The sequence below is a fragment of the Kitasatospora sp. NPDC004240 genome, from assembly GCF_053603215.1.
The window spans coordinates 1-11,418 of the sequence record NZ_JBSGFD010000243.1 but is presented as its reverse complement, the minus strand read 5'-3'; the positions used below and the strand labels follow the sequence as shown (position 1 = coordinate 11,418).

Here is an 11,418-nt window from a genome sequence, read left to right as displayed (position 1 = left end):
GTTGAGTTCTCAAGGAACGGACACTTCCTTCGGACCGCCTTCCAGCGGGCCCTCCGGGCGCTTCGTTCTTTCGTGTTACCAGCTTATCAGATGTTCTCGGCCGGTTTAACCGGCTTCGTTTCTCCGAATTCCCGCTGGCGGGATTTCCTTCAACTTCGCTCCGAAGCTTATCAAAGCTTTCGGTGTGCTCAGTTCCGGGATTTACCTCATCGGGCACGCATTCGTGAACGCGCTCGCCTCGATCCGGCGCTGTCGTAGACAGTACGCCCGGGGCCGACTGTTGTCCAGTCAGACCCAACCGTTCGAATCTACTAGCCCATCCGGGCCACGTCAATGGTCTTTCCGGGATGCGAGAAGACTAGCAGGTCAGCGGCCTGCCGCTGACCACCGTCAGGCCGCGACGGGCTGCAGGTCGGCCCGGTCGGCCGCCTCCAGGTCGCCGACCTCGCCGGCCGCGGCGGCCTTGCGGCCCAGCACCAGGGCGTAGAGCAGGAAAGCGATCTCCGCGACGGCGCCGATGGAAATGCGGGCCCAGGTGGGGAGGCCGGAGGGGGTCACGAAGGCCTCCAGGATTCCGCAGACGGCGAGGACGACGGCCAGGCCCATCGACATGCCGACGATGGCGCGGCCCTCCTCGGCGATCGCGGTCGCGCGGGTGCGCGGTCCCGGGTCGATGACCGTCCAGCCGAGACGCAGGCCCAGGCCGGCGGCGACGAAGACGGCGGTCAGCTCCAGCAGGCCGTGCGGCAGGAGCAGGCCGAGGAAGAGGTCGAGCCGGCCCGCCGAGGCCATCAGGCCGAGGGCGACGCCCAGGTTCAGGACGTTCTGCCAGAGGATGTAGATGATCGGGAGGCCGAGCACGATGCCGGAGACCAGGCAGAGCACGGCGATCCAGGCGTTGTTCGTCCAGACCTGGGCCGCGAAGGAGCTGGCGGGCCGGTCCGAGTAGTACGCCTCGTAGTCACCGCCGGGCCGGGTCATCTCCCGGATCGCGGCCGGGGAGGCGAGGCTGTTGCGGACCTCGGGGTGGTTGGCCACCCACCAGGCGACCAGGGACGCGACGAGCAGCGACAGCACCGCGATCGGTATCCACCAGCGGCGCGAACGGTAGAGCGCGGCCGGGAAGCTCACCAGGAAGTAGCGGCCGACGTCGCGCCAGCCGCTGGTGCGGGTGCCGGTCACCGCGTCGCGGGCCCGGGAGACCAGGGAGGTGAGCCGGCCCTCCAGGGTGGGGTCGGGCGCGGCGGCCTGCACCTTGGCCAGGTGTCCGGTGGCGCGCTGGTACAGGGCGACGAGTTCGTCGGCCTCCTCGCCGCTGAGCCGGCGTCGTCGGGCGAGGGCGTCCAGCCGGGCCCACTCCCCCTGGTGGGTTGCGACGAAGACGTCCAGGTCCATTCGGCGGCTCCATGGTCGGCGCGGGCACGCGGGAAATGCGGGCGCGCGGGAAATTCGGATGCGTGCGGGCTGGTGCGGGCCCAGCATGCCAGAGGACGCCCCGGCGCTCACCGGGGATACCGTGCCCGGCGGGCCGGGCCCGGAGGGGACCGCCGGAGGTACCGACCTCCCTTCCGGTGCGGGAGGCGGGCACCGTATGTTGACGACTGCAGATGGACGGGATCACGGGGGCGGGATCCGGACCGAGAACCCCCGCACGGCCCACGGACTGGAACGGACGGGTGTCTTGAGCGACCTGGTGACGGGTGAGGCGGTCGTCCTCGGCCTGCGCACGGCGAAGCTTCCCAGCAGGGCGCTGGCGGTACTGATGGACCTGTTCGTGGAGTTCGCCGGGCTGGCGGTGACCGCGATCGTCCTGGGCTTCACCCTCACCGACCTCGACGACGCCGCCTTCGCCGCGCTGACACTCGGGCTGATGGTGTTCTTCCTCGTGGCGGTGCCCGTCATCGTCGAGACTCTCAGCCGCGGTCGCTCGCTCGGCAAGGCCGTGTTCGGCCTGCGGGTGGTGCGCGGCGACGGCGGGCCGGTGCGGTTCCGGCACTCGCTGGTCCGCGGGATCACCGGGTTCTTCGAGATCAACGTGCTGGGCGGGGTGCCCGCGGTGATCTCCTCCGCGGTGTCGCCGCAGGGCAAGCGGCTCGGCGACCTGTTCGCGGGGACGATGGTGGTCCGTGAGCGCGTACCGGGCGGGAAGTCGGGCCCCGCGCTGCCGCCGGTGCCGCCGCAGCTGCTCCAGGCGATGTCCGGCGAGCTGGTCTCGCTCGATCTGTCGGCGGTACCGGAGCCGCTCTGGCTGGCGATCCGCCAGCTGCTCGGCCGGATCGGCGAGCTCGACCAGCCGGTGGCGCACGAGCTGTCCGCGCGACTCGCCGGCGACCTCGCCGCCCACACCGGGCACCCGGTCCCGTACGGGCTGCACCCGGCGGGCTACCTGGGCGCGGTGCTGGTCGAGCGCCAGCGGCGCGAGTGGGCCCGGGCGCAGGGCTTCGCCGCCCAGCAGGCGGCACAGGCGGCACAGGCCGCACAGGCCGTGCCGCACTCCGTCCCCCAGGGCGGCCCGTACGCGCCCCCGATCGCTCCCGTCGCCGTTCCCGCGGCGCCGGACGGCGAGCTCTCCCCGCTCACCACCGCGCCGATGCCCGCCGTGGCCCCGAAGCCGGCCGCCCCGTCCCCGAGCACTCCGCCGCCGGCCGCCTCGACCGGCTTCGCCCCGCCCGCCTGACACACGGCCCGCCCGACGCCCCACCCGCCTGACGCGCGCCTCCGGCAATCGGGGCCCCGGCACCCGGGCCCCGACGGTCGGCACCTCAGCCGCCGAACTCCGGCCAGGCGTTCGGCGGCGACTCCAGCTCCTCCAGCTCGATGCCCCCGGCGGCCAGCACCACGTCCCCCGCCAGGTGCACCACCCGCTGCTCGCCGGTCTCCAGGTCGGCGACCTGGTAGCGCTCCACCAGCAGCGGCCCGGAGTCGGTCGCGTGCGTGTCGACGCCCTCCAGCAGCCATCCCTGGTCGAGGGTGCGCGGCGCCAGCACCGGATCGCTGAACTCCACCAGCCGCACCCGCGTGCTCGCGCCCGGGCTCAGCCGCAGCAGCCGGGCGGTGGCGACCAGGAAGGCCGGCGAGCGGCCGGTGAAGCCGTGCGCGCGGTCGTGGCCCTCGGCGGCCGACTCCCCGCCCGGGTCGGCCGCGTCCGTGCGCACCCAGGCCACCCCGTCGACGGCCCCGCCGCGCACCTGCCAGCCGCCCGCCCTCAGCTCCATCCGCAGCGGACGGCTGCGCGAGTCCAGCGTGAGGTCGACCGTGCCGAGCACGCTGCCGTCCGGCGCGTACGTCTTGGAGACGTACCGCCAGCCGGCCGGGCCGGGGGCGCAGCTGAAGCGCTCCTCGCCGAGGAGCACGTGGTCATGGGTGTCGTGGAGCGAGTACCGGCCGTTGGGCATGCCCGAAGCCTATGTGCGGCGGATCGGTGGTCCGCGTGCAACCTTCCGTTCCGGTGCTCGCATCAGGGGGTCGGACGGCGCCTTCGGAGCGCCACGGGTTCGAGGGAGGGGGGCGGGAATGGCGAAGCAGGCACGCGACGCGGAGTTCACGGAGTACGTGGCCTCCAGGGGCGGCTGGCTGCGCAAGGTCGCCTATCTGCTGTGCGGGGATTGGCATCGCGCGGACGACCTGGTTCAGGAGAGCGTCACCAAGCTGTACGTGAACTGGCCGCGGATGGACCGGGTCGACAATCTCGACGGCTACGCGCGCAAGGTGCTGGTGAACACCTTCCTGGCGGAGCAGCGCACGCCCTGGTGGCGCCGCAGGGCCCGGGCCGAGGTCGAGCCGGACGTCGCCTCGGCGAGCGTCGACCTGGACGTCTCGCTGGACCTGCGCCAGGCGCTGGCCGCGCTGCCGCCGCGCCAGCGGGCCACCGTGGTGCTCCGCTACTACTGCGACCTGACCGTCGAGCAGGCCGCCGAGGCCCTGGGCTGCTCGTCCGGCAACGTCAAGAGCCAGACCTCGCGCGGTCTGGACGCCCTGCGCAACACGCTCACCGTTCGCCCCGTCGCCGCCGAGAGGACGTCATGACCACCGACGAGCACCACGACCACCCGGACCTGGCCGAGCAACTGGCCGCCCTGGCCGAGGAGCCGGCCCCGGCATCCGCCCTGGACCCCCGCGTGGCACTGGCCCGCGGCCGGGCCCGACTGCGCCGTCGCCGGCGGGCCGCGATCGGCTCGGTGGCCGCGGTCACCGCGCTGGTGGTGACCGGCTCGCTGATGCTGCAGTCGGCCTCCGCCGGCACCACCGTCGTCCCCCCGGCCGCCCAGGTCGCCGCGCCGTCGCCGAGCCCGGCGGCGAGCACGCCCGCGAAGGGCGGCGCGGGCCACGCCAAGGTCGACCCGCTGACCACCGAGGTCAGGTTCGGCTGGCTGCCGGAGTGGGTGAACGGCGAGAGCGGCGTCGGCTACCAGGTCGGCTACCACGGTGATTCCGCCTGGGCCTCCGGGAAGGGCGACCGCGCCGCACGGATGATCCTCTCGCTGTACCCGGCCGGGCAGGAGCCGCCCAGCCAGCCGCAGCAGGGGGTCACGGTCACCCGGACACCGGCCCCGCCGGTCAACGGGCGGTCGGCCTACTTCCTGAAGGCCGACCGGCCCGACTACACCGGCGACCAGTACCTGCGCTGGTTGACGCCGTCGGGCCGCTGGGCGGAGATCCAGGCCTACGGGGGCAAGCCCGACGACCTCTCCCGGGAGACGCTGCTCAAGGTGGCCGAGGGCGTCACGTACGGCAGGACGGACGTCCCGATCCCGCTCTGGTTCTCCGGCCTGCCCGCGACGTTCAAGGCGGACGACGTGACGCTGTCGCGGCCGTCCGGAACCCCCGAGTGGCCCTGGGACGTGTGGGTGATGTTCACGATCCCGAGCGAGGACCCGACGGCGCACCCGCGGACGAAGACCGTCTCGGTGAGCGTCCACCCGGACATCCCGGTGCCCAATCCCTCTCCCGAGATCGACGGCGATCCGACGTACGCCGACCCGAACCCGCCGCTCTGCCGGGTCGAGCAGGGCCTGAGGATCTGCGCCGGGACCGGCGGGAAGGTGCTGCCGGAGCTGGAGCAGTTGGGCGGGCTCGCCAAGTTCCTGGCCGAGCACGTCCACATCACCGGCCCCGAGGTCGACACCTGGACCACCGACGTGCTGCGCTGAGGCAGGGCGTACGAACGCCGGAGGCCGGCTCCCACGGGGGGAGCCGGCCTCCTTCACGCGTGCACGCCCACCGGCGCGGCCGTGATCAGTAGCGGTACTGGTCCGCCTTGTACGGGCCGTCGACCGGGACGCCGATGTAGTCGGCCTGGTCCTGGGTCAGGGTGGTGAGCTTGACGCCCAGCGCGTCCAGGTGGAGGCGGGCGACCTTCTCGTCCAGGTGCTTCGGCAGCACGTAGACGCCGATCGGGTACTGCTCGGTCTTCGTGAACAGCTCGATCTGGGCGATCGTCTGGTTCGCGAAGGAGTTGGACATCACGAAGGACGGGTGGCCGGTCGCGTTGCCCAGGTTCAGCAGGCGGCCCTCGGAGAGGACGATGATGGTGCGGCCGTCGGCCTTGCGCCACTCGTGGACCTGCGGCTTGACCTCGGTCTTCACCACGCCGGGCAGCTGGGCCAGGCCGGCCATGTCGATCTCGTTGTCGAAGTGGCCGATGTTGCCGACGATGGCCTGGTGCTTCATCCGCGCCATGTGGGAGGCCAGGATGATGTCCTTGTTGCCGGTCGTGGTGATGAAGATGTCGGCCGTCTCGACGACGTCCTCCAGGGTGGCGACCTGGTAGCCGTCCATCGCCGCCTGCAGGGCGCAGATCGGGTCGATCTCGGTGACGATGACGCGGGCGCCCTGGCCGCGCAGCGACTCGGCGCAGCCCTTGCCGACGTCGCCGTAGCCGCAGACGACCGCGACCTTGCCGCCGATCAGGACGTCGGTGGCGCGGTTGATGCCGTCGATCAGCGAGTGGCGGCAGCCGTACTTGTTGTCGAACTTCGACTTGGTGACCGAGTCGTTGACGTTGATGGCCGGGAACAGCAGGTTGCCGTCGCGGTGCATCTCGTACAGGCGGTGGACACCGGTGGTGGTCTCCTCGGTGACGCCCTTGATGGTGGCGGCGACCTCGGTCCACTTGTTCGGGGTTTCCGAGAGCGTGCGGTTGAGCAGCTCCAGGATGATGCGGAACTCGTCGTTGTCGGCGGTGGACGGGTCCGGCGCGGCACCGGCCTTCTCGAACTCGACGCCCTTGTGGATCAGGAGGGTGGCGTCACCGCCGTCGTCCAGGATCATGTTCGGGGTCTGGCCGTCCGGCCAGGTCAGCGCCTGCTCGGTGCACCACCAGTACTCCTCCAGCGTCTCGCCCTTCCAGGCGAACACCGGGATGCCCTGCGGGTTCTCCGGGGTGCCCTCCGGGCCGACCGCGACGGCGGCGGCGGCGTGGTCCTGGGTGGAGAAGATGTTGCAGGAGCACCAGCGGACCTCGGCACCGAGGGCCGTCAGGGTCTCGATCAGCACGGCGGTCTGCACGGTCATGTGCAGCGAGCCGGTGATGCGGGCGCCGGCCAGCGGCTGGGCGGCCGCGTACTCCGCGCGGATGGACATCAGGCCGGGCATCTCGTGCTCGGCCAGCTGGATCTCCTTGCGGCCGAACGGCGCCAGGGAAAGGTCGGCGACCTTGAAGTCACCGGTGATGTCGGTCGACATGCGTCTGCTCCTCGCTGATGGGGTGGTGCCAAGGTCCGGTGTGCGTCGCAGCACGGCGGGCCGCACGGGTACGCGGCGTCGCCGGGGTGGCCCGGCCCGGTGGAGGGCAGGCTCCCGCTGCGCGGCACAATCCGTCGGAGGACCTCTCTCCCTCGACCGGTACGACCCGCCGGGGGCGGGAGCGCCGATCGACCGCCATCAGCAGCGACGTTTGGCTCTGCCAGACGAATCTACACCGACGGCCCCCGCGGACGGGCGTTCACGGCCCAATTCCGGTCGGCGCCGGGCGGCCGCGACGCGCCGCCGGGCGGCTTCGGGAACGGGCCCGGCGGCGGCGCCGGAGGGTCAGTGGGCGGCCGGGCCGGGGCCGCCGGGGGTGGCGTTCGGGTCGTCGCCCAGGGCGGCCTTCTCGGCGCTGTAGATGTCCGGTTCCAGGTAGATGGCACGGGCGATCGGCACGGCGCGGCGCACCCGCGCCTCGGCGGAGTCGATGGCCCGGGCGACCTGCTCGGCGGTGTCCTCGGCGTTGACCGCGATCTTGGCCGCGACCAGCAGCTCCTCGGGGCCGAGGTGCATGGTGCGCATGTGGATCACGCCGGTGACGGTGTCGTGGTCGACGAGGGCGTCGCGGATCTCCCCGACCACCTCCTCGTGGGCGGACTCGCCGATCAGCAGCGACTTGGTCTCCAGGGCCAGCACCAGCGCGATGGCGATCAGCAGCAGGCCGATGCAGAGCGTGCCGACACCGTCCCAGACGCCGTCACCGGTGATCACGGTCAGGCCGACGCCGAACAGCGCCAGCACCAGACCGATCAGCGCGCCGGTGTCCTCCAGCAGGACCACCGGCAGCTCGGGGGCCTTGGCCCGGCGGATGTACGCGGACCAGCCGTGGCCGCCCTTGTCCTTGGCCGCCTCGCGGTAGGCCGTGAAGAAGGACCAGGACTCCAGCGCGATGGCGAAGACCAGCACGCCGATCGGCCAGTACCAGTCCTCCAGCTCGTGCGGGTGGGCGATCTTCTCGTAGCCCTCGTAGACGGCGAACATGCCGCCGACGCTGAACAGCACGATCGACACCAGGAAGGCGTAGACGTACCGCTCGCGCCCGTACCCGAAGGGGTGCTCCTCGGTGGCGGCGCGCTGCGAGCGCTTGCCGCCGACCAGCAGCAGCACCTGGTTGCCGGAGTCGGCGAGCGAGTGCACGCCCTCGGCGAGCATCGAGGAGGAGCCGGAGAACGCGAAGGCGACGAACTTGCCGATCGCGATCCCCACGTTCGCGGACAGGGCCGCGACCAGTGCCTTGGTACCGCCTTCGGTGCTCATGCTCGGGAGGGTCCCTCCGCCGGGGCCGGTGGTGCGGCCGGACGCTGTGCTGTCGACCGCATACCGTATCCCGCCCCGGCGCTCCCGTGATCCCGTGGCACGGGCCCCCGCGGCCCCGCGGGTCACGACTGCGCCGCGAGCCCCAGGTAGACGGCGGCGAAGTCGGTCAGCGCGACCAGCTCGGCGAGCGCGTGCAGCGGGTCCGGGCGGGCGCTGGCGTACTCGGAGAGCCGGACGTCGTGGGCGGCGGCCAGCCGGTGCGCCCGGGTGGTGGCGTGGCCGCGCGGCTGCTCGTCGTCGGCGGGCACCTCGAACGGGCCCTCCTCGCCGCCCGGCCGGCCCGGGGTGTGGCGCAGCAGCAGGACCTGGAGGTGCAGCGGGTCGGGCTCCTCGACGCGGTCGCGGAAGAAGTCGTCCGGGTCGGCGCCGGCGCCGAGCTGGCCGGTGAACATGCCGCGGTGCGCGGTGAGCGCCTGCGGCAGCTGGCCGGCCAGCGCGGGGCGCCCGGCGCGGTCGGCGAGCCGGGCGGCGAAGCGGGTGGCGACGGCGCCGGCCACCGGGCCCTCGGCCCACAGCAGCGGGACGGTGCCGGCCAGCCGGGCGGCCAGGCCCTTGGCCGGGTTGGTGTACGCGGCGGCGTCCGGGCGGCAGCGCACCGCGGTCTCGTCCAGCAGGTCGGCGGTGAGGGCCGGCGAGCCCGCCGGGAGCTGGGTGACGCCGAGCTTCTCGGTCAGCGCCAGCAGCGGGGTCAGGTGGGCCCAGAGCGCGGCCGGGTCCTCGGCCGGCAGGTCGGGCTCGGCGGGCCGCTCGGCGTACCCGGGCTCGGGCTCCGGCAGGTCGGTCGGCACGTACGGCAGCGGCAGGGCCCGCACCTGGAGGGCGGCCTCGGCGAGCCGGCTGCCGGCCGGCGAGGTGATCACGATCGCGCAGCCGCGCGCGTACCCCTGCTCGGCGAGCGAGACCAGGCCCTGCTCGCCGCCGTCGGCGGAGCTGACGACCAGCAGGTCGAGCGGGCCGGCCCAGCCGGGGAGCTGCCATTCGAGACCGGCGGTGAAGGCCGGGGTGACGCCGCGGTCGACCCGCGGGACGGGCCTGGCGTCGACCGGCGGCAGCGGGGTGATCAGGCTGCCGGTGCCGGCCAGTGCGGCGAGCACCTCGCCGGCGGTCAGCGCGCTGCCGTGGCCGGCCACCATGATCGCCCGCGGCCGGCCGTCGGGACGCAGCTCGGCGAGGCCGGCCGCGTCGGCGAGGCGCAGCGCGGTCCGGACCCGGGCGCCGGAGCCGGCCAGGGCGAGCAGGGCCCGGTCGCGGTCGGCGCGCTGGAGGGCGGCCGGGTCGTCGAGCAGGGTGTCGTCGAGCATGCGGCAGGCCTCCGGCCGATCGGGTGCGGACTGGCGTCCCTGGGGATCCCGTCCCGATGGATCCGTCCCCAAGGATCAGGCGGGGCGGCGGGCCTCGTCCACCAGCAGGACCGGAATGCCGTCGCGGACCGGGTACGCCAGGCCGCAGCCCTCACCGGTGCAGACCAGCTCGGGGGCGTCCTCGGTACCGCCCTCGGTGAGCGCGGCCCGGCACTGGGGGCAGACCAGGATCTCCAGCAGGAAGGATTCCAGCTTCATGGGTGTCGGGCTCCAGAACTCGGGGGTGGGGCACGCCGGTGCCCCGGCCGGTGGCAACACTACCGGCCGGGGCGGTGCGCGGCTCGCGTCGGGCGCGGGCCCGGGAGCCGGGTGGGCTCAGGCGCGGACGACGGCCAGAACGCCGTCGCGCAGCTCGGCCATCCGGGCCGGGTCCTTGGCCTCGACGTTGAGGCGCAGCAGCGGCTCGGTGTTGGAGGCGCGCAGGTTGAACCACCAGTCCGGGCCGGCCACGGTGAGGCCGTCCAGCTCGTCGACGGTGGTGCCCTCGACGGCGTAGGCGGCCTTCACGGCGGCGGAGCGCCCGGCCTGGTCGGCGACGGTGCTGTTGATCTCGCCGGACGCGGCGTAGCGGTCGTACTCGGCGGTGAGCGCGGAGAGCGTGCCGTCCTGCCCGCCGAGGGCGGCCAGCACGTGCAGCGCGGCGAGCATGCCGGTGTCGGCGCGCCAGAAGTCGCGGAAGTAGTAGTGCGCGGAGTGCTCACCGCCGAAGACGGCGTCGGTGACGGCCATCTCCTGCTTGATGAAGGAGTGGCCGACGCGGGTGCGCACCGGGGTGCCGCCGAGCTCGCGGACCACCTCGGGGACGGTCCACGAGGTGATCAGGTTGTGGATGATGGTCGGCTCGTCCTCGCCGGCGGCCCGGGCGCGGGCGATCTCGCGGGCGGCGACCAGCGCGGTGATGGCGGACGGGGAGACCGGCTCGCCGCGCTCGTCGACCACGAAGCAGCGGTCGGCGTCGCCGTCGAAGGCGAGGCCGATGTCGGCGCCGGTCTCGCGGACCTTCGCCTGGAGGTCGACCAGGTTCTTCGGGTCGAGCGGGTTGGCCTCGTGGTTGGGGAACGTGCCGTCCAGCTCGAAGTACATCGGGACGAGGTCGAGCGGCAGGCCCTCGAAGACGGTCGGCACGGTGTGGCCGCCCATGCCGTTGCCGGCGTCCACGACCACCTTGAGCGGGCGGATCGCGGTGAGGTCGACCAGGCCGAGCAGGTGGTCGGCGTAGCCGCGCAGGGTCTCCCGGGTGGAGAGGGCGCCGGGCTCGGCGTCGACGGCGGGGACGGTGACCGTGTCGTCCTCGGCGGTCCAGGACTCGACCAGCTCGCGGATCTCGGCGAGGCCGGTGTCCTGGCCGACCGGGGCGGCGCCGGCGCGGCAGAGCTTGATGCCGTTGTACTCGGCCGGGTTGTGGCTGGCGGTGAACATCGCGCCGGGCAGGTCGAGCTTGCCGCTGGCGTAGTACAGCTGGTCGGTCGAGCAGAGCCCGATCTCGACGACGTCGGCACCGTACGCGGCGGCGCCCTCGGCGAAGGCCCGGCTCAGCGACGGCGAGGAGGGCCGCATGTCGTGGCCGACCACGATCGCGGACGCCCCGGTGACCTTGACGAACGCTGCGCCGAAGGCCCGCGAGAGGCCCTCGTCCCACTGGTCCGGCACGACGCCCCGGACGTCGTACGCCTTCACGAGCTGCTTGAGGTCGCGCACTGCGGTTTCCACCCTGGTCTGTGTCTGATCGTCGGGCTGGTGCCCCTGGTCACGATACGTCGGGGCGCGGCACGGCCCGCACCCGACGGGGGGCAGCGTACCCGGGGGCGGGAAACGGCAGGGGTGGGAACTCGGAGGAGGCGCGGTCGGGGCGGGGCCAGGGTCTGTCTTGTGGATCAGGTCGGATCAGGCCGCGGCGGCTGGGTGCGTGCATCGCAAGGCGGAGGTGGGGGCACCTCCCGGCCGGAGGCTGGGGGAGGAGTCCATGCGGTGGGGGCACCTCCCGGCCGAAGGC

Annotated in this window: 11 protein-coding genes; 4 read left to right on the top strand and 7 right to left on the bottom strand. The window is 73.2% G+C overall.

Annotated features, from left to right (window positions below; all coding sequences use genetic code 11):
- On the top strand, positions 1 to 258 hold a 258-nt coding region (locus tag ACWEQL_RS37315; protein ID WP_452155167.1), incomplete at its 5' end, for a hypothetical protein.
- A gap of 132 nt (positions 259 to 390) precedes the next feature.
- Here the strand turns inward: ACWEQL_RS37315 and ACWEQL_RS37310 are convergent.
- Entirely contained in the window at positions 391 to 1,395 is a 1,005-nt protein-coding gene (locus tag ACWEQL_RS37310) for a stage II sporulation protein M (protein WP_452155165.1), read from the bottom strand.
- Between the two features lie 286 nt (positions 1,396 to 1,681).
- Here ACWEQL_RS37310 and ACWEQL_RS37305 point away from each other — a divergent pair, with 286 nt between their 5' ends.
- Positions 1,682 to 2,677, top strand: coding sequence for an RDD family protein (locus ACWEQL_RS37305; RefSeq protein ID WP_452155163.1), 996 nt, complete (start codon positions 1,682 to 1,684; stop codon positions 2,675 to 2,677).
- Between the two features lie 85 nt (positions 2,678 to 2,762).
- Here the strand turns inward: ACWEQL_RS37305 and ACWEQL_RS37300 are convergent, their stop codons facing one another.
- Complete coding sequence (locus ACWEQL_RS37300; RefSeq protein WP_452155161.1) at positions 2,763 to 3,395, bottom strand: hypothetical protein; 633 nt, start codon at positions 3,393 to 3,395, stop codon at positions 2,763 to 2,765.
- A 118-nt stretch (positions 3,396 to 3,513) separates the two neighbouring features.
- Between ACWEQL_RS37300 and ACWEQL_RS37295 the strand changes: the two genes are divergently transcribed.
- A complete protein-coding gene (locus ACWEQL_RS37295; protein WP_452155159.1) occupies positions 3,514 to 4,026 on the top strand; it encodes a SigE family RNA polymerase sigma factor in 513 nt (170 codons plus the stop codon).
- Complete coding sequence (locus ACWEQL_RS37290; protein ID WP_452155157.1) at positions 4,023 to 5,150, top strand: hypothetical protein; 1,128 nt, start codon at positions 4,023 to 4,025, stop codon at positions 5,148 to 5,150. The genes ACWEQL_RS37295 and ACWEQL_RS37290 overlap by 4 nt, the downstream gene beginning before the upstream one ends.
- Positions 5,151 to 5,235: 85 nt before the next feature.
- Here ACWEQL_RS37290 and ahcY read toward each other — a convergent pair whose 3' ends face one another.
- From ahcY to ACWEQL_RS37265, 5 genes are all read right to left on the bottom strand, one after another.
- Positions 5,236 to 6,684 carry an adenosylhomocysteinase gene (gene ahcY, locus ACWEQL_RS37285; RefSeq protein ID WP_452155155.1) on the bottom strand — a complete coding sequence of 483 codons (1,449 nt, stop codon included), beginning with the start codon at positions 6,682 to 6,684 and terminating at the stop codon, positions 5,236 to 5,238.
- Positions 6,685 to 7,029: 345 nt separating this feature from the next.
- The gene (locus tag ACWEQL_RS37280; RefSeq protein ID WP_452155153.1) at positions 7,030 to 8,004 is read right to left on the bottom strand and encodes a cation diffusion facilitator family transporter; all 975 of its coding nucleotides are present in this window, start codon (positions 8,002 to 8,004) and stop codon (positions 7,030 to 7,032) included.
- A gap of 122 nt (positions 8,005 to 8,126) precedes the next feature.
- Positions 8,127 to 9,365 carry an SIS domain-containing protein gene (locus tag ACWEQL_RS37275; RefSeq protein WP_452155151.1) on the bottom strand — a complete coding sequence of 413 codons (1,239 nt, stop codon included), beginning with the start codon at positions 9,363 to 9,365 and terminating at the stop codon, positions 8,127 to 8,129.
- A gap of 75 nt (positions 9,366 to 9,440) precedes the next feature.
- Complete coding sequence (locus tag ACWEQL_RS37270) at positions 9,441 to 9,623, bottom strand: Trm112 family protein (RefSeq protein WP_452155149.1); 183 nt, start codon at positions 9,621 to 9,623, stop codon at positions 9,441 to 9,443.
- A 117-nt stretch (positions 9,624 to 9,740) separates the two neighbouring features.
- Positions 9,741 to 11,123 (bottom strand): phosphomannomutase/phosphoglucomutase, encoded by a 1,383-nt coding sequence (locus ACWEQL_RS37265; RefSeq protein ID WP_452155169.1) that lies wholly within the window; start codon positions 11,121 to 11,123, stop codon positions 9,741 to 9,743.
- Between the last annotated feature and the right edge of the window lie 295 nt (positions 11,124 to 11,418).

Excerpts from the sequence above, each read along its gene's own strand:
- ACWEQL_RS37310 (WP_452155165.1), bottom strand. The coding sequence starts at position 1,395 with ATGGACCTGGACGTCTTCGTCGCAACCCACCAGGGGGAGTGGGCCCGG.
- ACWEQL_RS37300 (WP_452155161.1), bottom strand. The coding sequence starts at position 3,395 with ATGCCCAACGGCCGGTACTCGCTCCACGACACCCATGACCACGTGCTC.
- ACWEQL_RS37295 (WP_452155159.1), top strand. The coding sequence starts at position 3,514 with ATGGCGAAGCAGGCACGCGACGCGGAGTTCACGGAGTACGTGGCCTCC.
- ACWEQL_RS37290 (WP_452155157.1), top strand. The coding sequence starts at position 4,023 with ATGACCACCGACGAGCACCACGACCACCCGGACCTGGCCGAGCAACTG.
- ahcY (WP_452155155.1), bottom strand. The coding sequence starts at position 6,684 with ATGTCGACCGACATCACCGGTGACTTCAAGGTCGCCGACCTTTCCCTG.
- ACWEQL_RS37280 (WP_452155153.1), bottom strand. The coding sequence starts at position 8,004 with ATGAGCACCGAAGGCGGTACCAAGGCACTGGTCGCGGCCCTGTCCGCG.
- ACWEQL_RS37275 (WP_452155151.1), bottom strand. The coding sequence starts at position 9,365 with ATGCTCGACGACACCCTGCTCGACGACCCGGCCGCCCTCCAGCGCGCC.
- ACWEQL_RS37270 (WP_452155149.1), bottom strand. The coding sequence starts at position 9,623 with ATGAAGCTGGAATCCTTCCTGCTGGAGATCCTGGTCTGCCCCCAGTGC.